The 22,098-nt window shown below is 73.9% G+C and carries 17 protein-coding genes; 9 read left to right on the top strand and 8 right to left on the bottom strand.

Annotation, left to right across the window (positions count from 1 at the left end):
* Positions 1-94: 94 nt before the first annotated feature.
* Positions 95-1,066 carry a hypothetical protein gene (locus ACFC09_RS34760; RefSeq protein WP_376535009.1) on the top strand — a complete coding sequence of 324 codons (972 nt, stop codon included), beginning with the start codon at positions 95-97 and terminating at the stop codon, positions 1,064-1,066.
* Here ACFC09_RS34760 and ACFC09_RS34755 read toward each other — a convergent pair.
* The gene (locus ACFC09_RS34755; protein ID WP_376535094.1) at positions 1,063-1,470 is read right to left on the bottom strand and encodes a CoA-binding protein; all 408 of its coding nucleotides are present in this window, start codon (positions 1,468-1,470) and stop codon (positions 1,063-1,065) included. The genes ACFC09_RS34760 and ACFC09_RS34755 overlap by 4 nt on opposite strands.
* Before the next feature lie 183 nt (positions 1,471-1,653).
* Between ACFC09_RS34755 and ACFC09_RS34750 the strand changes: the two genes are divergently transcribed.
* Both ACFC09_RS34750 and ACFC09_RS34745 read left to right on the top strand, forming a co-directional pair.
* The gene (locus tag ACFC09_RS34750) at positions 1,654-2,430 is read left to right on the top strand and encodes a hypothetical protein (protein WP_376535007.1); all 777 of its coding nucleotides are present in this window, start codon (positions 1,654-1,656) and stop codon (positions 2,428-2,430) included.
* Positions 2,427-3,008: a histidine phosphatase family protein gene (locus tag ACFC09_RS34745; protein WP_376535005.1), complete on the top strand. Its 582-nt coding sequence runs from the start codon at positions 2,427-2,429 to the stop codon at positions 3,006-3,008. The genes ACFC09_RS34750 and ACFC09_RS34745 overlap by 4 nt, the downstream gene beginning before the upstream one ends.
* 99 nt (positions 3,009-3,107) lie before the next feature.
* Here ACFC09_RS34745 and ACFC09_RS34740 read toward each other — a convergent pair whose 3' ends face one another.
* Positions 3,108-5,066 carry an amino acid transporter gene (locus ACFC09_RS34740; protein WP_376535003.1) on the bottom strand — a complete coding sequence of 653 codons (1,959 nt, stop codon included), beginning with the start codon at positions 5,064-5,066 and terminating at the stop codon, positions 3,108-3,110.
* 325 nt (positions 5,067-5,391) lie between these two features.
* Here ACFC09_RS34740 and ACFC09_RS34735 point away from each other — a divergent pair, with 325 nt between their 5' ends.
* From ACFC09_RS34735 to ACFC09_RS34720, 4 genes are all read left to right on the top strand, one after another.
* Positions 5,392-6,018 carry a YigZ family protein gene (locus tag ACFC09_RS34735; protein WP_376535001.1) on the top strand — a complete coding sequence of 209 codons (627 nt, stop codon included), beginning with the start codon at positions 5,392-5,394 and terminating at the stop codon, positions 6,016-6,018.
* A 116-nt stretch (positions 6,019-6,134) separates the two neighbouring features.
* Positions 6,135-7,382, top strand: coding sequence for an exonuclease SbcCD subunit D (locus ACFC09_RS34730; protein ID WP_376534999.1), 1,248 nt, complete (start codon positions 6,135-6,137; stop codon positions 7,380-7,382).
* Positions 7,379-10,372, top strand: coding sequence for an AAA family ATPase (locus ACFC09_RS34725; protein ID WP_376534997.1), 2,994 nt, complete (start codon positions 7,379-7,381; stop codon positions 10,370-10,372). The genes ACFC09_RS34730 and ACFC09_RS34725 overlap by 4 nt, the downstream gene beginning before the upstream one ends.
* A gap of 110 nt (positions 10,373-10,482) precedes the next feature.
* A complete protein-coding gene (locus ACFC09_RS34720) occupies positions 10,483-10,998 on the top strand; it encodes an immunity 21 family protein (RefSeq protein WP_376534995.1) in 516 nt (171 codons plus the stop codon).
* A 232-nt stretch (positions 10,999-11,230) separates the two neighbouring features.
* Here ACFC09_RS34720 and ACFC09_RS34715 read toward each other — a convergent pair whose 3' ends face one another.
* From ACFC09_RS34715 to ACFC09_RS34700, 4 genes are all read right to left on the bottom strand, one after another.
* A complete protein-coding gene (locus ACFC09_RS34715) occupies positions 11,231-12,922 on the bottom strand; it encodes a DUF885 domain-containing protein (protein WP_376534993.1) in 1,692 nt (563 codons plus the stop codon).
* A 120-nt stretch (positions 12,923-13,042) separates the two neighbouring features.
* Complete coding sequence (locus tag ACFC09_RS34710; RefSeq protein ID WP_376534991.1) at positions 13,043-14,488, bottom strand: GNAT family N-acetyltransferase; 1,446 nt, start codon at positions 14,486-14,488, stop codon at positions 13,043-13,045.
* Positions 14,489-14,957: 469 nt separating this feature from the next.
* Positions 14,958-16,544, bottom strand: a complete 1,587-nt coding sequence (locus ACFC09_RS34705; protein ID WP_376534989.1) for an alkaline phosphatase D family protein — start codon at positions 16,542-16,544, stop codon at positions 14,958-14,960.
* A gap of 160 nt (positions 16,545-16,704) precedes the next feature.
* Positions 16,705-17,535: an alpha/beta fold hydrolase gene (locus ACFC09_RS34700; RefSeq protein ID WP_376534987.1), complete on the bottom strand. Its 831-nt coding sequence runs from the start codon at positions 17,533-17,535 to the stop codon at positions 16,705-16,707.
* Between the two features lie 286 nt (positions 17,536-17,821).
* Between ACFC09_RS34700 and ACFC09_RS34695 the strand changes: the two genes are divergently transcribed.
* Together ACFC09_RS34695 and ACFC09_RS34690 are read left to right on the top strand one after the other, a co-directional pair.
* A complete protein-coding gene (locus tag ACFC09_RS34695; protein WP_376534985.1) occupies positions 17,822-18,706 on the top strand; it encodes an RNA polymerase sigma-70 factor in 885 nt (294 codons plus the stop codon).
* A gap of 326 nt (positions 18,707-19,032) precedes the next feature.
* A complete protein-coding gene (locus ACFC09_RS34690) occupies positions 19,033-19,794 on the top strand; it encodes a GntR family transcriptional regulator (protein ID WP_376534983.1) in 762 nt (253 codons plus the stop codon).
* A gap of 108 nt (positions 19,795-19,902) precedes the next feature.
* Here ACFC09_RS34690 and ACFC09_RS34685 read toward each other — a convergent pair whose 3' ends face one another.
* Together ACFC09_RS34685 and ACFC09_RS34680 are read right to left on the bottom strand one after the other, a co-directional pair.
* The gene (locus ACFC09_RS34685) at positions 19,903-21,060 is read right to left on the bottom strand and encodes an ROK family transcriptional regulator (protein WP_376534981.1); all 1,158 of its coding nucleotides are present in this window, start codon (positions 21,058-21,060) and stop codon (positions 19,903-19,905) included.
* A 197-nt stretch (positions 21,061-21,257) separates the two neighbouring features.
* Positions 21,258-21,923, bottom strand: coding sequence for a response regulator (locus ACFC09_RS34680; protein WP_376534979.1), 666 nt, complete (start codon positions 21,921-21,923; stop codon positions 21,258-21,260).
* Positions 21,924-22,098: the final 175 nt, after the last annotated feature.

The raw sequence follows: 22,098 nt of genomic DNA, 5'->3' as shown, positions 1-22,098 counted from the left end.
TGGCTCCCTGGCCCGGACGACTCCAGCACCGTTCCCATCCCGGGTGCGGTCCTGCCCGCCTGGGCCATCGACAAGATCCGCACCCGGGAACTCCGTGCACGGACAGGTCCGCTCCACGCGCGAGACCGGCGAACGCGGCGTCGTCAAGACGGACTACCGCTACAGCCACGACCCCTCCAACCTCGCCCACGTCTCCACCGACCGGCTCCTGGACGCCTTCACCGAAATCCTCACCCAGTGCCGGCACGTCCTGCGCCCCGGCGGCACCGTAGTCGTCACCACCCGCCCCTGGCGTGAACGTGGCGAACTCATCGGCCTTCCCGCCGCCGTCCTCGCCGCCGGCCAGGCCGCCGGACTCACCCCCACCGAACGCTGCGCCACCCACCTCGCCGGCATCCGCGCCGGCCGCCTGATGACCCGCCCCTCGTTCTTCCAGATGAAGAACGTCCGCGACGCCCGCCGCCAGGGCATCCCCCTCGCGTCATCCAGCACGAGGACGTACTCGTCTTCGCCCGCCCGGGACAACCCGCCGCACCCGCTGCGACGCCGCCACCCTGCCGGGACGCATCGGCGTGCGCGGCCAGAACCCCCGCGACGCCGGCCGGTACCGGGGCCGTCCGCTCCCGCACCTGCGCCCGGAGGGGCGGCCGTGCAGCGGTTGAACGGCACTGTGCATGCGGTGGATGACGGGTGGCGGACTGATCTGAGCCGAGATGAGGTCGCGATCGTCTTGGCGAGTCGGAATCACATCGTCTCGCGGAATTCCTGTGGCCTCCAGCCACGGGGGGCTCGCCTCCCGACCACTGTGACGATGCGGTTCCGTCTCGTGGAGGCATTCGATATGGGGGTATTCCAGTTGTACACGGCGTCCCGGTATGCCGTGCAGCCGATCAGAGCTCCGCAGGCGGATCTGGCCCGGCAGAGGGCAGATCGGAATGTCGTATGCAGACTGCGCCTGGTGACAGTCGAACATAATTATCGGAACGGTGTCGTTTCGCGCTACCGCTTCCCGGCCGTGCAGATCGTGAGTGAAGGCGGGTTGGAGCCGCTCGCCGAGTCTCGCTAACGTGGTGCATTGAGTTCAATCGCCGGGCAGCGGTCCATCACCATGTCGAGGCCGGCCGCGCGGGTGCGGTCGTACGCGGCCTTGTCGATCACCCCGAGCTGGAACCAGACGGCCCGCGCGCCCTTCGCGACCGCCTCGTCGGCGACCTGACCGGCGAGATCGCTGTTCACGAACACGTCGACGACGTCGACCTCGAACGGGATGTCCGAGAGAGCGGCGTACCCCTGTTCACCGTGGACCGTCTCCGCCTTGGGATGCACCGGGACCACACGCTTGCCGAACCGTCGCAGCACCTCGGCCACCCGGTAGGCCGCGCGTCCCTGGTTGTTCGACAGGCCGACGACGGCCCAGGTGTCGCCCAGCTCGGTCAGGATCCTGTGGATCGTCTCTTCGTCGCCGTACACGGACGCGGCCTCCTCGGACATGGCACCGGACTGTCCTCGGGGCAACAGCGCCCGCCGGACGGTGATTCCCCGCGCGGTACGCGTACCCGGCGCACGACGGGCCGCCTGTCGCATGCGTCCGCACGGTGTCCGGTTTCGGTGCCAATTCCTGCGTCCGGCGCCCCGTCCGCCTACGCTCGCCCCGTGCTGCGCATCATCGACGCCCGAACCGGCCGGCCCGTCCACGCCGCTCCGGCCCGCCGGGGCCTGACCCGGGTCGAAGCCCACGCGTCCGGCTCCGACACCTCCGACCTGCGCGTGCTGCTCGTCGCCGATCTGCTGATCCGCGCCCTGGAACTCGGCGGTACGCCCGTGTGGTCGTTGCTCACCGGCGGCCACCGCGAGGCCGAACTGCGGGCCGCGGCCACGGCCCTCGGCATACGCCCCTTCGAGGAGGGCCACGGCCTCGCCGCCGGCCTCGGCGAGGCACAGGTCGTGCACGTCGTCGCGGCCGACGGGGCGCTGCCCGCGAGCGGGGTCGTCGTCGGCGTCGCCCCCGCGCTCGGCGCCGACAGCGCCCGGAAGGCCCCCACGGCGCGTGGCGTCGAGGGGTCCGGCGCCGCGCCGCCCGACCGGGACGCCGAACCCGCCGTGCTCCGCCTCGCCCTGCTCGCCACCCGGAGGGACGCACCCGTGCGTGTCGACCCCGGCGCCCTCGACCAGGCCGGCCGGACGCTCGCCCACTGGCGGCGGGCCGTCGCCCGGTGGGCCCGACAGCCGTCCCGGCCGGTCCCCGACGAGGTACGCGGGCGGCTGCGCGCCGCCTGGGAGGACAATCTTGATGTGACCGAGGTACTGAACGTCCTGAACACCGTGGCGGAGGTCGCCGACGTGCCGGACGGCGCCCGTTTCGAGACGTACGCCTACGCCGACCGGCTGCTCGGCCTCGACCTCGTCCGCGACATCGGGAGCCCCGCGTGAGAGCCCGCGCGGGCGTCGGCCCGCATCGCCGCCTGATCGTGCTCAGACACGCCAAGTCCGCCTGGCCGGAGGACATCGCCGACCACGAGCGCCCCCTCGCGTCCCGCGGCCGACGTGACGCACCCGCCGCGGGCCGCGCCCTCGCCGAGGCCGACTGCCTGCCCGACCTCGCTCTGTGCTCCACCGCGCTGCGCGCCCGGCACACCTGGGAACTGGCCTCCGCCCAGTGGGGCACCCCGCCGCCGGCCCGGTTCGACCCGCGGCTGTACGCGGCCGGCACACCGGACCTGTTGCGCGTCGTGCACGAGGTGCCGCCCGAGGTCGAGACGCTGCTGCTGGTCGGGCACAACCCCGGACTGGCGGACCTGGTCCTCGACCTGGCCGGGGACGGCCTGGACGACACCCTGGCCGTGGTCCGGGCGAAGTTCCCGACCTCGGCCATCGCGGTGCTTGCCTGGCACGGCACCGGCTGGCAGGCGCTCGCCCCCGGCACCGCCCTGCTGACCTCGGTGACCGTGCCGCGCGGAAAGCCGCAGGGCAAGTCCGGCGGAAGGCCGCAGGGCAAGTCCGGCGGATAGCCGCGGGGCAGGGCCGGCGGACAGGCGCGGGGCAGGGCCGGCGGAACCGCGGGCCCGGACCGGCCCGACGGCAGGGGGAAGCCGGAGCGGCCCCGGGGCTCACGCCACGTGCACCCACGGCCGCCGCCGCGGATCCGGCTCCGCGCGGCGCAGCACCTCACGGGTGACCGGCGCGTCCTCGCCCTCGCCGAACACCAGGAAGCGGATGAGGAAACCGAACGGACTGCCCTCCGTCCAGCTGAAGTAGACGTGCGGGACCTCGCCGGTGCGGTCGCGCAGCGCCAGCAGCACGGCCGCGATGGTGTTGGGCACCGTCGGCCCCGTCGCCCGCAGCCTGCGCACCCCGAACCGCTCGTCGCCGTGCACGGTCACATCGGTGCTGAACTCCGAGGAGTCCGCCACCGTCACCTCCAGGAACAGCACCGGCGCGCCCTTCGGGATGAGCGTGCGCCGGCGCTGCGCGTGTTCCTTGGAGTGGTACTCCCGGCTGCTGCGCTCATCGGGATAGTTCGCGATCAGCCGCAGCGGACCGGCGCGGGCGGCCTCGTCGACGAGCCGCCGTGCCGTGTCGTCCAGGTCCACGTCGCCCGCGCGCAGTTCGAAGGACCGGTGTACCCGGGAGAAGAACGACGTGACCAGGATCGCCACGATGAAAATGGCCGCGATCTTGATGCCGTCGGGCCGCTCCAGGACGTTCGTCACGAGCGTGTACGCGAACACGACGGTGATCGCCCCGAAGCCGACGGTGGCGCCGCGACGGCCACGCGCGCGTACGGCGACGGTGGAGGCGAACGCCGCCGACAGCATCAGCACCAGCACCCCGGTCGCGTACGCCCCGCTCTGCCGGTCGACGTTCGCGCGGAACCACAGGGTGATGAGGACGGCGGCCACCATGAAGACGAGGACCAGCGGACGCACCGCCCGGGTCCACTCCGGCGCCATGCCGTAGCGCGGCAGATAGCGCGGGACGAGGTTCAGCAGTCCGGCGAGCGCCGACGCCCCCGCGAACCACAGGATCGTGATGGTCGACAGGTCGTACACCGTGCCGAAGCCCTGGCCCAACTGGACGTGGGCCAGATAGGCGAGCGCGCGGCCGTTGGCCGGGCCGCCGCTTTGGAAGTCCGCCTGCGGGATGAGGAGCGTCGTCGCCAGGCTGGACAGCAGCAGGAAGCAGCTCATGATCAGCGCGGCGGTGGTGAGCAGCTTGCGGGTGCGGCGGACACGGCCGGCCGGGTTCTCGTAGGTGTCCGTCGGGTCGCCCTTGATCTGCGGCATCACCGCGACACCGGTCTCGAAGCCGGACATGCCGAGCGCCAGTTTCGGGAACACGACGAGCGCCACGCCGATCATCGCCAGGGGAGAGGCGTGCTGCGCCGTCAGCGCGGTGGTCCAGTCGCCGATGTGCGCCGGGTGGGTGAGGACCTCCTGGGCGCAGACCGCGAGCACGATGACGTTGAGCCCCAGGTAGATGCCGACCAGCGGCACCGCGACGCCGATGGCCTCCCGGAAGCCCTTCAGGAAGACCGCGCCGAGCAGACCGATCAGCACCAGGGTGATCCAGAGGTTCCCGCCCTTCAGCCAGTGCGGCGCGTACGGGTTCTCCACCACGTGGGCGGTGGCGTCCGCGGACGACAGGGTGATCGTGATCATGAAGTCGGTGGCCGCGAAGCCCAGCAGCACCAGGACCAGGATCTTCCCGGTCCACCAGGGCAGCAGCCGTTCCAGCATGGCGATCGAACCCGAGCCGTACGGGCTCTCGTGGGCGACCCTGCGATAGACCGGCAGCGCGCCGAGCAGGGTCAGCGCGATCAGCACGACGGTGGCCAACGGGGAGAGCAGGCCGGCCGCGAGGGCGGCGATGCCCGGCTGGTAGCCCAGCGTCGAGAAGTAGTCCACCCCGGTGAGGCACATCACCCGCCACCACGAGTGGCCCTCCTGGCCGGGCCGGGGCGTGCGGTGCGGCCCGGGGTGCCGCGCGGGCTGCTCGTTCAGCCCCTTCAGCAGCCACCCCCGGCAGCGGTCGTGGAGGGCCGTGCTGCGCACCGGGGTGCCGGTCATCGGTCTCCTCCTGCCTGCTCGGGCTCACTACGGCCGCCTGGGCGGGACGTCCGGCCGGCGGGCGGCGGCGTCCACCACATCGTGACCCGCCCCTTGGCCCCGGGCGACCGCTGATGCCCGCGTGGCCCCGTGGACCGGGGGCTGCCGCGGACGCCCGCATGGCACCATGGGCCGCGGGCTGGAGCGGACGCCCGCACGGCCCCGTGCAGCCAGGGCGACCGCAGCAGGCCGCACGTCCGCACCGCTCCGCGGGCCGGGGCGGCCACGGCCGTTCGTAGCGCCCCTCGGGCCGGGACCGCCGCGGGCGTCCGCATAGGCTGGCCGGATGCAGGACGAGTACCGCACCGTCCCCCGCGCGGGCGTGCACGAGACCGAGGTCAACCGCTCCCGCTTCCTGTGCGCGCTCGCCCCGGCCGCCACCGAGCAGGAGGCCCAGGAGTTCGTCGCCGCGGTCCGCACGGAGCACGCCGACGCCACCCACAACTGCTGGGCGTACGTCATCGGCGCCGACGCGTCCGTCCAGAAGGCGAGCGACGACGGCGAACCGGGTGGCACCGCGGGCGTCCCGATGCTCCAGATGCTGCTGCGCCGCGACATGCGGTACGTCGTCGCCGTCGTCACCCGCTACTACGGCGGCGTCAAACTGGGCGCGGGCGGCCTCATCAGGGCGTACGGCGGAGCCGTCGGCGAGGCCCTGGACGCGCTGGGCACCGTCACCCGGCGCCGGTTCCGGCTGGCCACCGTGACCGTCGACCACCAGCGCGCGGGCAAGGTGCAGAACGACCTGCGCGCGACCGGCCGTACGGTGCGCGACGTCCACTACGCGGAGGCGGTCACCATCGAGATCGGCCTGCCGGACGCGGACGTGGCCGCCTTCCGTGCCTGGCTGGCCGACATCACGGCCGGGACCGCCCGGTTCGAGACGGGCGGCGAGTCCTACGGGGACGCGTGACATCCATGATCTTCGCGGCTAATCGGGCATAACGGTACGCTGGTGTGCGGCTGGTGACGACCCGGTACGGGAGTAACCGCCGGTGATGTCGGACCCGGCCGTTAGTCTCGGGGATCATGAGACTCCTGCACACCTCCGACTGGCACCTCGGCCGGGCGTTCCACCGGGTGGACATGCTCGGCGCCCAGGCCGAGTTCATCGGACACCTCGTCGCCACCGTGCGCGAACACGAGGTGGACGCGGTGGTCGTGGCGGGAGACGTGTACGACCGGGCGGTGCCCCCGCTCGCCGCGGTCGAACTGTTCGACGACGCGCTGCACCGGCTCGCGGACCTCGGCGTGCCCACGGTGATGATCTCCGGCAACCACGACTCGGCCCGCCGGCTAGGGGTCGGCGCCGGACTCCTCGACCGCGCGGGCGTCCACCTGCGCACCGACCCGGCCGGCTGCGGCACCCCGGTCGTGCTCGCCGACACCTTCGGGGACGTCGCCTTCTACGGCCTGCCCTACCTGGAACCCGCCCTGGTGAAGGACGCGTTCGGGGTGGGCCGCGCGGGCCACGAGAGCGTGCTCGGCGCTGCCATGGACCGGGTGCGCGCCGACCTCGCCGCCCGGCCGCCCGGCACCCGCTCCGTCGTCCTCGCGCACGCCTTCGTCACCGGCGGCGAGGCCAGCGACAGCGAACGGGACATCACCGTCGGCGGGGTGGCCGCCGTCCCGGCCGGAGTCTTCGACGGCGTCGACTATGTGGCGCTCGGCCATCTCCACGGCTGCCAGACCCTCACCCCGCGGGTGCGCTACTCGGGCTCCCCGCTGGCCTACTCCTTCTCCGAGGCCGCCCACCGCAAGAGCATGTGGCTGGTCGACCTCGGCGCCGACGGCTCGGTCGCCGCCGAGCGCGTCGACTGCCCGGTGCCGCGCCCGCTGGCCCGGATCCGGGGCACCCTGGAGGACCTGCTCGCCGACCCGGCCCTCACCGCCTGCGAGGCCGCCTGGGTCGAGGCCACGCTCACCGACCCGGTGCGCCCCGCCGACCCCATGGCCCGGCTCACCGTCCGCTTCCCGCACACGCTCAGCCTCGTCTTCGCCCCGGACCGGACCCCGGACGACGTCGACACGACGTACGCCGGCCGCCTCGTCGGCCGTGGCGACCAGCAGATCGCGCAGGACTTCGTGGCCCATGTGCGCGGCGCCGCACCTGACGAGCGGGAGCGGGCCGTGCTGCGGGACGCGTTCGACGCCGTGCGCGCCGAGGAGGCACTGCGGGCGGACGGGGCGCGCACGGACGCGATCCGCGAGGACACGACGGTGCGTGAGGACATGACGGTGCGCGCGGACATGACGGTGCGCGAGGTGGCGCGATGAGACTGCACCGGCTCGACGTCACCGCCTTCGGCCCGTTCGGCGGCTCCCAGAGTGTCGACTTCGACGAACTGTCCGCGGCCGGGCTCTTCCTGCTGCACGGACCGACCGGCGCCGGCAAGACCTCCGTCCTGGACGCCGTGTGCTACGCGCTGTACGGCTCCGTGCCGGGCGCCCGGCAGAGCGGCCAGGGCCTCTCCCTGCGCAGCGACCACGCCGACCCCGGCATCCGCACCGAGGTCCGGCTCGAACTGACCGTCGCCGGACGGCGCTTGGAGGTCACCCGGCAACCGCCCTGGGAGCGGCCCAAGAAGCGCGGGTCGGGCACCACGCTCGACAAGGCCCAGACCTGGCTGCGCGGCTACGACCCGGTGGCGGGTGCCTGGCGGGACCTCAGCCGTTCGCACCAGGAGATCGGCGAGGAGATCACCCAGCTGCTCGGCATGAGCCGGGAACAGTTCTGCCAGGTCGTCCTGTTGCCGCAGGGCGACTTCGCCCGCTTCCTGCGCGCCGACGCCGAGGCCCGGGGGCGGCTGCTGGGCCGCCTCTTCGACACCCGGCGCTTCGCCGACGTCGAAAAACGCCTCGCCGAGCGGCGCCGGGCCACCGAGGCCCGGGTGCGCGAGGGCGACGCGGCGCTCCTCGCCGACGCGCACCGCATGCAGCAGGAGGCGGGCGCGGCCATGGAGCTGCCCGAACTCACCCCCGGCGAGCCGGGCCTGGCCGCGGCCGTCCTGGGTGCCGCCGCCGTCGCGCGCAGCACCGCCCGCGAACGGCTCACCGTCGCCCACAGCCGGCTCACCGCCGCCGAGTCCGCCCACGCCACCTCCGACCGCGCCCTGGCCGACGCACGCGAACTCGCCCGGCTCCAGGACAGGTTCGCCGAGGGCCGACGGCGCGCCGCGGTCCTGGAGGAGCGGGCCGTTGCCCACCGCGAGGTACAGATCCGCATGGAGCGGGGCCGCAAGGCGGAGACCGTGGCGCCCGCCCTGGAGCTGCGGGAGGCCGCCGAGGCCGAGCACCGGCGGGCCGCCGCCGCCGAGGTCCGGGCGCGCGGGCTGCTGCCGGAGACCTTCGCGGACGCCGGCGCCGGCGGGCTCGCCGCCGCCGCGCGCCGGGCCGCCGAGGAACTGGGCGGGCTTCAGTCGGCCCGCCGCGCCGAGCAGCGGCTCGCCGACCTCGTCGCCGAGCGCGCCGGCCTGGACCGTCAGGAACGGGCCGACGAGGACGTCCTGCGGGACACCGGGAGCTGGCTGGCCGGCTGGGACACCGCCCGCGCCGGACTCCAGGCCCGGCTGGAGTCCGCCCAGGACGCGGCCACCCGCGCCGAACACCTCGCCGTGCGGCGCGAACCGGCCGGGCGCCGGCTCGACGCCGCCCGGCTGCGCGACCAGTTGGCGGAGGACACGGAAGCGGCCCAGGCACAGGTGCTCGCCTCCCGGACGGCCGCCCTGGCGGCCCGCGCCCACTGGCTCGACCTCAAGGAACAGCGGCTGAACGGCATCGCCGCCGAACTCGCCACGCACCTCACCGACGGCGAACCGTGCGCCGTCTGCGGTGCCACCGAACACCCCGCGCCCGCCCGCAGAGCCGTCGGGCACGTCGACCGCGAGGCGGAGGAGCGCGCGCTCGCGGCCCACCGGAGCGCCGACGAACAGCGCGCCGAGGACGAACGCCGACTGGGCCTCGTACGGGAGGCGCTGGCCGCCGCGACCGCCGAGGCCGGCGACACCCCGACGGAACGACTCGCCGCCGAGGCGGACGAGCTGGAGCAGGCGTACGCGCAGGCCCGGCGGGACGCGTCCGGGCTGCACGCGGCCCGCGAGGAGCTGCGGCGCGCCGAGCAGGAGCGCGAGCGCCGCCTGGCCGACCGGCAGCAGGCCGAGGTCAGGGCCGCCTCCCGGCTCACCCGACGGGACACCCTCGACCGGGAACGCGCCGTCCTGGACGCGGAGTTGACGCAGGCCCGGGGCAGTGCCGCCAGTGTGACGGCCCGCGCCGGGCAACTGGAGCGGCAGGCGGCGCTGCTCACCGACGCCGCCGACGCCACCCGCGCCGCCGAGGACGGCGCCCGGCGGCTCAAGGACGCCGACGCCCGGCTGGCCGACGCCGCCTACCGCGCGGGCTTCGACACCCCGCGGGCCGCCGCTGCCGCCCTGCTCGACGACGCGGCCCACCGCGCACTCCAACGCCGCCTGGACGCCCGGCAGTCCGAGGAAGCCGCCGTACGCGCGATCCTCGCCGAACCGGACACGGCCGCCGCGGCCCAGCGACCGCCCGCCGACCTCGAAGCGGCCGAACGGGCCGCGGCCGGGGCGGCCGGACGGCTGCGCGAGGCCGCGTCCGCACGTGACGCGGCGGCCCGCTGCTGCACCGAACTCGACCGGCTCTCCGCCCGCGCCGCCGACGGCGTACGCGGGCTCGCCCCGCTGCGCGAGGAGTACGACCGGGTGGCCCGGCTCGCCGCCCTCACCGCCGGCACCTCCGCCGACAACGAGCGCCGGATGCGCCTGGAGTCGTACGTGCTGGCTGCCCGCCTGGAGCAGGTCGCCGCGGCCGCGACGGTACGGCTGCTGAGGATGTCCTCCGGCCGCTACACGCTGGTCCACTCGGACGACCGCACCGGGCGCGGCCGCAGCGGGCTCGGCCTGCACGTCGTCGACGCCTGGACCGGCCGCGAGCGGGACACGGCGACCCTGTCCGGCGGCGAGACGTTCTTCGCCTCCCTCGCGCTGGCCCTCGGCCTGGCGGACGTCGTCACCGACGAGGCGGGCGGCGCCGGGCTGGACACCCTCTTCATCGACGAGGGTTTCGGCAGCCTCGACGACCAGACCCTGGACGAGGTCCTGGACGTGCTCGACTCCCTGCGCGAACGGGACCGCAGCGTCGGCATCGTCAGCCATGTCGCCGATCTGCGCCGCCGTGTCCACGCCCAACTGGAGGTGGTGAAGGGCCGATCGGGTTCGGTGCTGCGGCAGCGGGCGGCCGGATGACCGGCCGAACCCCGCCGACCGGCCCGGCGGGTCAGCGGGTCGGTGGGCCGGCGGACGGACGAAGGCAGGTCAGTGAATCGGCTTGATCGCTTTCCGTGTAGGTTCTGCCCATGGCGCGATACGCGGATCCAGGCACGGTGGAGTGGGTGGAGTCGGGCGGCGGCCCGCTGATCGTGGTTCCCGAGGCGGTGCTGCCGTTCTGGGCCGGGGCCGACGGTGAGGATCTCGCCACGGACTACGACCGGGCGTGCGAGGTCGACGGGTACGTCGGTCTGCTCCCGGTCGGGGACAGCGCGGCCCTCGTGCTCGGCGACGAACCGGCCTCCACCTCGTTCCTGCCGGACCACGGCATCTTCGTACGGTGGAGCGCCGCGGGCTCCGAGGACGAACTGCTCGCGGGTGTGCCCGCCGCGCTGGACGGGGCCGTGTGGCAGGACGAGGTCAGCTGGCAGGTGCCCGGCCCGGTCGTCCTGTTCGACTCGGCCTGGCCCGGCACCGCGACCGACCGCACCGAACACCTGCGCGTGCCGCTGGAGCCGGGCCGGTACACGGTGCGCGCGGCGCACGCCCAGCCGGGACCGGAGACCTGGCTCGGCCTGGTCCAGCTCCGGCGGCTGCCGGACTGAACGGGTGGCCCGCCGGCCGGGTGGTGCCGCGACGCGGCCGTGCGCACCACCGGCCGGGCGGGCCCGAGCGCGGGCGTGCCCCGGGCCCGTCCAGGGCGCCGGCCCCCGACCGGGAGCCGAACCGGGAGCCGAACCGAGCCAGGACCCGTCCTGGACAGGGATCCGTCCTGGACAGGGATCCGTCCCGAACTGGGAGCCGTCCCGTGCCGGGAGTCGGCCCGCGCCCTCCCGGTCAGAGCGCGGACAGCTCGTCCACCAGGTCGTCCAGACCCAGTGAGCCCTGGGACAGGGCCGCCATGTGCCAGACCTTGAGGTCGAAGGCGTCGCCGTGCCGCTTGCGCGCGTTCTCCCGGCCCAGCAGCCAGGCCCGCTCGCCGAGCTTGTAGCCGATCGCCTGACCCGGAATGGTCAGATAGCGGGTCAGCTCGCTCTCCACGAAGTCGGCCGGCCGGCTGCTGTGCGCGCCGAAGAACTCCTCGGCCAGCTCCGGCGTCCACCGCTCACCCGGGTGGAACGGCGAGTCCGCCGGGATCTCCAGCTCCAGGTGCATGCCGATGTCGACGATCACCCGGGCGGCGCGCATCATCTGCGCGTCCAGGTAGCCGAGGCGGTGCTCCGGGTCGGTCAGATAGCCCAGCTCGTCCATGAGGCGCTCGGCGTACAGCGCCCAGCCCTCCGCGTTGGCGCTGACACCGCCGAGCGTCGCCTGGTACCGGGAGAGGTTCTCGGCCACGTGCGCCCACTGCGCGAGCTGGAGGTGATGGCCCGGCACGCCCTCGTGGTACCAGGTCGACACCAGGTCGTACTCCGGGAACCGGGTCTGCCCCATGGTCGGCAGCCAGGTACGGCCGGGACGCGAGAAGTCCTCCGACGGGGACGTGTAGTACGGCGCCGCCGCACCGCCGGGCGGGGCGATACGGGCCTCCACCTTCCGCACCCGCTCGGCGAGTTCGAAGTGCGTGCCGTCCAGCTCCTCGATCGCCCGGTCCATCAGGTCCTGCAACCAGACGCGCACCTCCTCGACGCCCTCGATGTGCGCGCCGTGCTCGTCGAGGTGGGCGAGCGCCACCCACGGCGTCTCGGCACCGGGCAGGATCCTCTCCGCCTCCTGCCGCATCTCGCCCAGGATGCGGTGGTACTCGGCCCAGCCGTACGCGTACGCCTCGTCCAGGTCCAGGTCCGTGCCGTTGAAGTAGCGCGACCAGCGTGCGTACCGCTCACGGCCCACGGTGTTCGGGGTGCCCTCGACGGCCGGCGCGTACACGTCCCGCACCCAGTCCCGCAGCCCGACGACGGCCGCGGTCGCCGCGCGGGCCGCCTCGTCCAGCTCGGCCCGCAGCGCCTCGGGTCCGGCCGAGGCGAAGTCCTCGAACCAGCCGCGCCCCTTGCCGTCAGGGTCCGACCACTCGGTCAGCTGCTCGATGAAGGTGGCGGTCGGGCGGGGCGCCGCGTACAGCTTCCGCTCCAGGCCGAGCGCCAGCGACTCGCGGTAGCCCGCGAGCGCGGCCGGAACCGCGCGCAGCCGCTCGGCGACCGCCGCCCAGTCCTCCTCCGTCTGGGTGGGCGTCACGGTGAACACGTCGCGCACGGCGTGTCCCGGCGTGTGCATGTTGCCGACCGCGCGCAGGTGCTCGTCGGCGTCGTGCACCGCGAGTTCGGCGGTGAGCCGCTCGCGCAGCAGACGCGCGCAGCGGCGCTCCACGGCGCTGTCCGCCCCGGGCCGCCGCTCGGCCTCCGCGAGCGCGGTGAGGGTGTTCCGCGCCAGCTCCGCCAGGGCCGCCTGGCCCGCGGGTGAGAAGTCCGGCAGCCGGCTCGAACTCTCCTTCACACCGAGGTAGGTACCGGTGACCGGGTCCAGGGCGACGAACGCGTCGACGTAGGCGTCGGCCACCTCACGGGGCAGTGGGCTCTTGGTTTCAGACATGCTGTCCATCCTGATACGGCGACGATGTCCGCGTCACCCTGTACGAGGTGATCTTCACCCCGATTCAGCTCAGGGCGTGCCGGATCGGCGGCGGGTGCGACGGGACGCCCCGCGCGACGCTCAGTCCCGGTCGGCCGGCCCGCCGAACCGCTCCGGGAGGCAGTCGTACGGCGGGCGCGAGACGACCGGGGTGGCGTCCAGGCGGGCCGTGACGACCAGCGTGCCGGCCTCGACCTGGTGGTCGAGGGGCAGACCGAGGCCACGCATCGTGGCGAGCATGCCGGTGTTGGACGCCTGCGTCACGGCGTACACGCTGTCGCAGCCCGCCTCGACGGCCAGCGCCACCAGGCGGCCGAGGAGCTTGCCGCCGATGCCGCGCCGCTGCCACTCGTCCTCGACGAGCAGCGCGACCTCCGTCTCGTCGCCGTCCCACAGCAGGTGGCCGAGAGCGACGAGGCGGCCCGACGCGGTCCGCACGGCCAGCGTCCGCCCGAAGCGCGGGCTGAGCAGATGGTCGAGGTAGCGGTCCGCGTCCCGGACCGGACCGTGATAGCGCAGGCCGAGCGTCCGTGCCGAGCAGCGCGCGTGCATCGCCTTCGCCGCCTCCAGGTCGCCCGCGTCGGCCCGGCACACGGTGATCGCGGTGTCCTCCGCCGGGGTCAGCAGGTCCTGGCTGTCCGGGATCCGCGGGCCGAGCCGCGCGTCCAGCTCCACCAGCGCCCGGGCCCGCGCGAACTCGGTCGGCGTGAACGGCAGATGGGGCCGCTCCACGGTGATCACTCCGCCCTCGGGCGCCGGCAGCCGTATCACCGTGTCCTCCAGCGCCGCCTCGGCCGACTCCGCCGCTCCCGGGCCGCCGCGGGGCGCCGCGGCGGGCAGCGAGCGCACGGAGCACCGGCCCAGCAACTGCCGGAGCGCCAGCGGGAGTTCCGCCGCGTCCTGGGCGGTGCGGGCGGCGAGGCCGAGGACCCGGGTCGGCGCGTCCACGAGATCGTGCGCGTCGGCCCGCTCGATCCAGGTGTGCGCACCCCCGGCCAGGGAGACCGCCCGGGTGATCTCGGCTGCCGCGAGGCCGGCCGGGGAACGCAGCAGGAACTCGTCGACCGTGCCCTCGGCCAGCGGATGCGTCTGCAGGCTCAGGATGTCGATCCTGCGGCCCGCGAGGGCCGCGCAGAGCGCGGCCAGTGAGCCCGGCTCGTCCTGCACCGTCGTCCGCATCCGCCACAGCGCGCTCGCCCCGCCCCCGGCCGCGCCTGTCGCCCCGGGCTGCTCGGACGGCCCGGTCCGCCGCGCCCCGGCGGGCGGCCGGGCGCCGGTATGGCTCGCCGGAGGGGCGTGTCCATGGCGCCGCGCCCACCAGGTGTGGAACGCCGCCGTGGCGATCAGCGCGGCGGCGGCGATCACCAGCAGCGCCGGGCCGTCGGGCCCGTGCCCGACCAGGTTGGCCACCACGTCCGCCACGGCGACGGCCGTGAAGAGGGCGGCGAGTTCGACGACGTCCCGTCGCCAGTGGTGCACGGCGCGTCCGCGCTTCGCACCCGTCACATCCGACATGTCTCCAGTCATGCACCCACTGTGAAGGAGTGGTGTTGCGTGATCACGAACGGTCTGTGACTGATAGGTAAAGCATGCTTCTGTCCCTTTTGCTGCTTTTTGATCATCCTTGTGGTTGCCATGGATCTCTCCAGCGGCGGTGCCCGCGCACGCCCCGGCGGGTCGCCGGCCCGGTCGTCCACCCGCCCGGCCCCGCGCAGCCGCCGTCCGCCCGTCCCGCACCGCCGCGCTGCGGGCCGACGGGTGGTATGCGATCGCCCGCCGCCGCAGCGGTCCGAAACGGTGTCGGACGACGGCCTGAGGAGACGTCAGGGAGCGAGGGCGGAGCCCCATGAGCCGTTGCCGCAACCCGGCGAAAACGATTCTCCGGGCGGTGAGTTGGCGGATGCGGGCGAGCTGTGCCGCGCACCGGGGGATGACGCCGGTGCGCGGCACGCCTTCGAGGGTACGGGAGTCGGCCGCCCGGTGGGTTCCGCCGCGCCTACTGGCCGACGCGGCCCGGCTGCAGCCGCTGGGTGAACAACACCGTGCCGTCCTGTTCGTGCAGACGCACCGTCAGTTCCCCGCTGTCGCCGTCGATGTCGACCTGGCCGAAGAACTGGTAGCCACCGGCGGGGGAGACGTTCGACTCGGTCGGCGCCTTCACGAACACCCGCTCCGGACCGAAGGTCGCGTCGAGCGCGCTGGCCGGGAAGGCGCCCGCGTTGAGCGGACCGGAGACGAACTCCCAGAACGGCTCGAAGTCGGTGAAGGCGGCCCGCGACGGCTGGTAGTGCTGGGCCGAGGTGTGGTGCACGTCGGCGGTCAGCCACACCGTCCCGGTGATCCGCCGGTGCTTGACGTACCGCAGCAGCTCGGCGATCTGCAGCTCACGCCCCAGCGGAGCGCCCGGGTCGCCCTGCGCCACCGCCTCGATGTTCGGCCGGCCCTCGGTCGCGTCCGGCACGACCAGGCCGAGCGGCATGTCGGAGGCGATCACCTTCCACACCGCGCGCGACCTGGACAGCTCCCGCTTGAGCCACTCCAGCTGCTCGCGGCCGAGGATGCCCCGCGGATCGACGGTCTGGTCGTCGGGGGAGTTGGCGTTGCGGTAGGTCCGCATGTCCAGGACGAACACGTCGAGCAGTGGACCGTACCGCACCACCCGGTGGACGCGGCCCTCCTCGGCGCCCGGCCGCAGCGTCGGGATCGGGAAGTACTCGTTGAAGGCCCGCCGGGCGCGCGCCGCCAGCACGTCGACGCTCTTCTCGGTGTACCGGGCGTCCGAGTCGGCGATCACCTGACCCGGGTACCAGTTGTTGCGCACCTCGTGGTCGTCCCACTGGATGATCGACGGGACCTGCGCGTTGAACCGTTTCAGGTGCTCGTCCAGCAGGTTGTAGCGGAAGTTGCCGCGGAACTCCGCCAGCGTCTCGGCGACCTTGGACTTCTCCTCGGTGGTGATGTTCCGCCAGGTCCGCCCGTCCGGCAGGGCCTGGGTGGCGGTGATCGGGCCGTCGGCGTAGATGTTGTCGCCGCTGCACAGGAAGAAGTCCGGGTCGAGCCTCGCCATGGCGTCGTAGATCCGGTAGCCGCCGAGGTCGGGGTTGATGCCCCAGCCCTGGCCCGCCAGGTCCCCCGACCACAGGAAGCGCACGCCGTCGCGCCTGCGCCCCGACACGGTACGGAACGTGCCGGTCACCGGCTCGCCGGTGCGCCGCGGGTCGTCCGGGTCGGCGAGCAGCACGCGGTAGTGGATCTGCTCGCCGGAGGGCAGTCCGCGCAGCGCGGTGGTGCCGGTGAAGTCGGTGTCCTGGCCGAGCAGCGGGCCGTACCATCTGCGCGGGTTGCGGAACGACTCGGTGGCCGAGGTCTCCACGACCATCCGGGCCGGCCGGTCCGAGCGCACCCACACCAGGCCGGAGTCGGAGGTCACGTCACCGACCTGCACCCCCCAGCCCGCCTTCGGGCGTCCCGACAGGGCGAACGCCGGCGCCGCCCCGGCGCCGACGGGAAGGGCCAGGGCCGCCGACGCGGCGAGCGATCCGCGCAGGACGCTGCGGCGGCCGGGAGAATGACGGTGCGACATGAATGCGCCTCCGGGGTCGGGAACCGGTCAGTCTGCCGTGCCACAACTACTGGGGCGCCGCAGCCGGCACGGAAACCACAAGTGAACAACTGGCCCGGTGGGCAAGGGAATCGGAGGGCGCTTCCCCGGCCCCGGCTGCGTCGACCGACCGGCGTGCTGGTCAGCGGCTGCCGTCGAGGATCACCCGTGCGACGAGCGCCGGGTCGTCGTTCATCGGGCAGTGTCCGCAACCGGGCAGCCGCACCAGCCGGGCCCGGGGGATGATCTGCTTGGCGCGGATCCCCTGCCGGCGTACGAGCAGCCGGTCCCGGGTGCCCCAGGCGACCGTGACCGGGAGGCCCGCGAGTTCGTCGGTGAACCGGACGGCGCTACCGGCCCGCAGGGTCGCGTCGAAGCCGGTGGCTCGGGCCAGCGTCAGGGTCTCGGCGACCACGGCCTGCGGTGGACGGCGGGCGGGCCGGGCGTAGATCGTACTGGTCAGGGCCGTCCGGCCGGTCGACGTCCGGGCCAGCCGCTCGACCAGCTCGGGTGGCAGCTGCCGGGAGATCCGCCGCATCGCGATCAGGACACCGAAGGCGTAGCGCCGTTCGGCCGGTGTCCAGAACCCGGCGGGGGAGAGCGCGGTGACGGACCGTACGAGTTTCTCGCGGCCCAGTTCGAGGGCGAGCAGACCGCCGAGCGAGTTCCCGGCCACGTGCGGACGGTCCAGCTCCAGGGCCTCGAAGAGGGCGCCGAGCACGGTATTGGTCGCCGGCAGGTCGTAGGCGAGGCCGTCCGGCAGACCCGGGGACGCGCCGAACCCGGGCAGATCCACGGCGATCACGTCGCGTTCGGCGGCGAGGACGTCCACCACCGGGTCCCATGCCTGCCGGTGGTGGCCGATGCCGTGCAGCAGGACCAGCGGTTCGCCTCGCCCCACGCGCGCGTAGGAGACGGTGACGTTCCGGGGGCCGTACGGAGTGGGGACCTCGAAGGAGGCGGTCGCGGACATGGGGGTGCTCCTCCTCAGGGACGACTGCGCACGCCGTAGACAGCTTGTCAGCAATTGCTACCGCCGGGTAGCCCCCGGCTCCCGCGTGTCCCGCCGCCGGACCGGCGCGCCGCTCCGGCCGTGTCCACCGCCCGGTCTGCCGTGGTCCGTCCGCCGTGGGCAACTCGTCGCTCGTCGCCTTTGTCCGTTCCCGTCGCGCGCCGCATGTCGTCGCCCGTCCGGCCGCCGGCTTCCCGCCCCGGTTCGCCGCCTGGACATGGCAGGACGGGTCGGATGGGATGGAGCGGTGACCGTGGAGACCCCGACCGATGTCTTCGAAGCGCACCGTCCCGTCCTCATGGGCGTCGCCTATCGCATGCTCGGGCGCGTGGCCGACGCGGAGGACGTGGTCCAGGACGCGTGGCTGCGCTGGTCCGGAGCCGACCATGCCCAGGTGCGCGAGCCGCGCGCCTATCTGGTCCGCGTCACCACCCGGCTGGCCGTCGACCGGCTGCGGCAGATCCGGGCCCGCGGTGAGGCGTACGTCGGCCCGTGGCTCCCGGAGCCGTACCTCACCGACTTCGCGGACACCGTCCCGGACGGCGCCGAGCGCGCGGTGCTCGCCGACTCCGTCTCCTTCGCGGTACTCGTCGTCCTGGAGTCACTGTCACCGCTGGAGCGCGCCGTGTTCGTCCTCCGGGAGGCGTTCGGCTGTCCGTACGCTGAGATCGCGGCCGTGCTCGACCGCGGTGAGGCGGCGGTGCGCCAGCTCGCCGGGCGGGCGCGTCGGCACGTCGAGGAGCGGCGGCCGCGCTACACGGTCGATCCGGCCGAGCGGCGCGACCTGACGGAGCGGTTCCTCGCCGCCGCGGCCGGCGGCGACCTGGCGGCGTTGCTGTCCCTGCTCGCCCCGGACGCGCGCCTGGTGGGTGACGGCGGGGGCAAGGCGAAGGCGCCGGTGCGGATCCTGGAGACGGCGGACAAGGTGGGCCGCTTCCTCGTCGCGGTCACCGGCGGCGAGGAGACGCGGCTGTCCCTCCGCTTCCTGGAGGTCAACGGCGGCTTCTCGGTGCTGGCCCTCAGCGACGGCCGCCCCGACTCCGTCCTGCAACTGGACGTCGCCGACGGCCTCGTCCGCACGGTGTACGTCGTCCGCAACCCCGACAAGCTCCGGTTCCTGACGTCCCGCTGATCCGTTCCGCCCTCGGCCCCCGCCCTCGGCCCCCGCTCTCCGCCCTGCGTCGTCCGCCCTGCGTCGTCCGCCCTCGCGCTCCGTCCGGAGCCCGTCGTGTGCCGGCCGCGCCGTACGACGACGGCTTTGCCCGCAGGTGACGAAGGCGGCTCCGTGCGAACGGTTCGTGAACACTCCACTGCGGACGGTCATTCTTTGGCCCGAGGGTTCGAGGATTGGTCTTGACCAAGGGTGGAGCACCGCCTTATCGTCACCGATAAGTGCAACAACCTTTAATAAACAAGGCGCTAAAACGCCGCCGGACCACGGCGATCGCGGAGGACAGGGTGGGGACCACGCAGCTGGAATCGGTGCCGGAACCGAAGTACTGGCATCTCAGGACCGTACTCAGCGAGGCACTGGACTCGGAGTTCTCGGTCGGTGAGATCCTGCCCAACGAGCGGGACCTCGCCGCCCGCTTCGGGGTGGCCCGCGCCACGCTCCGCCAGGCCCTCGAACAGCTCGAACTGGAAGGCCGACTGCAGCGCCGCCGCGGTGTCGGCACGACCGTCGCACCGCCGCGCCTCGGCGTGGCCGTCGGCACCGAGCAGCACGCCTGGCCGGGCGCCGCCGCCGACGCCTGGCAGCCCGCCGAGTGCACGCGGGCGGTGCCGCCCGCGAGTGTCGTCGCGGCCCTGGAGACCACCCCCGGCGAGCCCGCGCACATCGTGCACCGCACCCTGGTGTCCCGCGGTCAGCCGGTGGCCTCCGAACTGCTCTACGTCCCCGACTCCTCGGTGCCCGACCTGCCGGCGATAGACGCCCCCTCCGGCCCCGCACGCGCGCGTGCGGTCCTGCGTGAGCTACAGCGACTGGACCTGGAGGGCCAGGACCGCGCCGTGGAACTCGGCTCGGCGCACGCGGACGACGCCAAGGAACTGGACCGGCTGCCCGGGGCGCCCGTCCTGGTCGTCACCACCCGCTTCTTCGCCGAGGGACGCACGGCCGCGCTCTCCGTCGCCCTGTACCGCGCGGACACCTGCCGGCTCACCTTCGCCGACTCCGGCGGGGTGGAGATCCACCACGGGCCCGAACGGCAGGCTTCGTAGCACCGTCGTCCGCCCCGCGCGCCCCGAGGCGGCGCACGGCGGCGTCCCGCACCAGGGCGCAGCCCGGTGCACCGGCCGGCCGTACGCCGACGGCGTGAGCGCCGTCGGTCAGCGCCGAGCCGTCGCCGTACCCTCCACCGCGAACAGCTGCTCCTCCACGTGGTCGAGGGCGAGCCGCAGGGCCCCCATGGGCACGGCCGCCTCGCCGAGGAGGGAAAGGGCGACCCTGGGCGGGCGCAGACAGAAACGCGCGAGTTCCTGGCGCAGCGGTTCGAGGACACCGTCCAGGCCGGCCGCCCAGCCACCGATCACGACCAGCTCCGGATCGAGTGCCAGGGCGAGCGCCGCCACGTCGTGCACGAGCCGCTGACTGAACCGTTCGACAGCGGCCTGCGCCTGCTCGTCGCCCTTGCGGGCCAGTGCGAACACCTCGGCGACCGCCTGTTCGTCCAGCGGGGGCAGCGGCTGGTCCGTGGTGGACAGCAGCGTCTCCGGGGTCGCCTCCCGGCCCAGCAGATGCAGCGCGCCGATCTCCCCGGCCGCACCGCTGAAGCCCCGGTGCAGCCGCCCGCCGATCAGCGCTCCGGCCCCCGGACTCAGTCCGGCCAGCACGAACACCACGTCGTCCGAGTCGGTCGCCACGCCCTTCCAGTGCTCGGCCACCGCGGCGGCGTTCGCGTCGTTCTCCACCAGCACCGGGCACTTGAAGGAACGGCTGAGCCGCTCACCGAGCCGCAGGCCGGTCCACTGGGGCAGCGCCGTACCGAGCCGTACGGTGCCGTCGGTCTCGACGATCCCCGGTGTGCCGACCCCGACCGCCCACAGCGAGCTGCGCGCGACGCCGGCCCGCCTGAGCAACTCGGCGACGGCGCTCCGCAGCCGCTCCAGTCGCTCGTCGGCCGGGGCCGCCTCGGCCACCTCTCTGGCCTGCGCGCCCAGCACCCGGCCGTCCAGATCGGAGAGCACCGCCGCGACCCGGTGCGCGCCGATCTCCAGGCCCAGCAGATGCCCGGCCTCGGCCCGGAACCGGAACCGGCGCGCGGGGCGCCCCTGGCGCCGGGTGATGCCCTCCTCGGCCGCGGTCTCCACCACCAGACCGGTTTCGATGAGCCCTTCGACGACCCCCTCGACGGTCGGCCGGGACAACCCGGTCACCCGGGTGATCTCCGTGAGTGTCGCGAAGTCGGCCGCACGCATCGCGTGCAGCACCACCGCGGAATTGATCCTTCGCAGCAGCGAGGGATCGCCGCCGGTCAGCCGCCCCAACGTCCGTCCTCCCAGCTCGTGCGCGTGTTGGCCGGATCGTACTCGGCGCTGTGAACCCCCGGCGAGTGCCTGGCGCCGACTCCCTCCCGCCGCACGGGAGATGAGCCGGGAGAAGCCCGGGGAGAAGCCAGGGGAGACGCCGCGGGAGAGGGCACGGGAGAGGACACGGGCGAGGGCACGGGTGTGAGCATGGTCGATCAGCCCGGAGCGACGAAGCCGGACTCGAAAGCCGCGATCACCGCCTGGGTGCGATCCCGTGCCCCCAGCTTCGCCAGGACGGCGCTGACGTGCGACTTGACCGTCTCCGTGCCGACGACCAGCCGGTCGGCGATCTCCGCGTTGGACAGCCCCCGGGCCATCAACCGCAACACCTCGGCCTCCCGTTCGGTCAGCCGCGCCCGCTCCAGGACCGCTCGTGCGGCCCGGTTGCCGTGCCCGTCGTCGCCGTAACGCGCCGCGAGCTGCCGCACCGATGCGGGGAACAGCAGCGACTCGCCCTCCGCGACCAGCCGTACGGCATGGACGATCTCGGCCGGCCGGGCCCGCTTCAGCAGGAACCCGTCGGCACCGGCCCGCAGCGCGTCGTACACGTACTCGTCGTTCTCGAACGTGGTGACCACCAGGATCTTCGGTGGATCGGCCACCGTGCGCAGCACCGCGCGCGTCGCCTCGATGCCGTCCATGAGCGGCATCCGGACGTCCATGGCGACCACGTCGGGGCGTAGTTGACGCACCAGGGGGATCACCGCGGCGCCGTCGGCCGCCTCGCCGACCACCTCGATGTCCGGTTGTGCCGCGAGCACCGCGCGCAGACCGGCACGGACCAGGGGTTCGTCGTCTACGAGGAGAACGGTGACCGGCATCCGCCAAGCGTATGCGCTCCGCTGGAGGTGGGGTGGGGTTGTTTCGCCGTGTGCGGGGGGTGGGTGGTTGAGTGCTCGGTCCCGTTACCTTTCTCGTGGCCCCGCAATGGGGCGCCTGGCCTCCGGGCCCGGTATGGCTGTCTGCCCCCTGTCGAAGGGATGACCTGGGGGGTGT

It is taken from the genome of Streptomyces sp. NPDC056161, from assembly GCF_042268025.1.
Classification (GTDB): domain Bacteria; phylum Actinomycetota; class Actinomycetes; order Streptomycetales; family Streptomycetaceae; genus Streptomyces.
The sequence above is the reverse complement of the archived record's forward strand: the minus strand, read 5'-3'. Positions and strand labels throughout refer to the sequence as shown.

Excerpts from the sequence above, each read along its gene's own strand:
- ACFC09_RS34740 (WP_376535003.1), bottom strand. The coding sequence starts at position 5,066 with ATGACCGGCACCCCGGTGCGCAGCACGGCCCTCCACGACCGCTGCCGG.
- ACFC09_RS34735 (WP_376535001.1), top strand. The coding sequence starts at position 5,392 with ATGCAGGACGAGTACCGCACCGTCCCCCGCGCGGGCGTGCACGAGACC.
- ACFC09_RS34730 (WP_376534999.1), top strand. The coding sequence starts at position 6,135 with ATGAGACTCCTGCACACCTCCGACTGGCACCTCGGCCGGGCGTTCCAC.
- ACFC09_RS34725 (WP_376534997.1), top strand. The coding sequence starts at position 7,379 with ATGAGACTGCACCGGCTCGACGTCACCGCCTTCGGCCCGTTCGGCGGC.
- ACFC09_RS34720 (WP_376534995.1), top strand. The coding sequence starts at position 10,483 with ATGGCGCGATACGCGGATCCAGGCACGGTGGAGTGGGTGGAGTCGGGC.
- ACFC09_RS34715 (WP_376534993.1), bottom strand. The coding sequence starts at position 12,922 with ATGTCTGAAACCAAGAGCCCACTGCCCCGTGAGGTGGCCGACGCCTAC.
- ACFC09_RS34710 (WP_376534991.1), bottom strand. The coding sequence starts at position 14,488 with ATGACTGGAGACATGTCGGATGTGACGGGTGCGAAGCGCGGACGCGCC.
- ACFC09_RS34705 (WP_376534989.1), bottom strand. The coding sequence starts at position 16,544 with ATGTCGCACCGTCATTCTCCCGGCCGCCGCAGCGTCCTGCGCGGATCG.
- ACFC09_RS34700 (WP_376534987.1), bottom strand. The coding sequence starts at position 17,535 with ATGTCCGCGACCGCCTCCTTCGAGGTCCCCACTCCGTACGGCCCCCGG.
- ACFC09_RS34680 (WP_376534979.1), bottom strand. The coding sequence starts at position 21,923 with ATGCCGGTCACCGTTCTCCTCGTAGACGACGAACCCCTGGTCCGTGCC.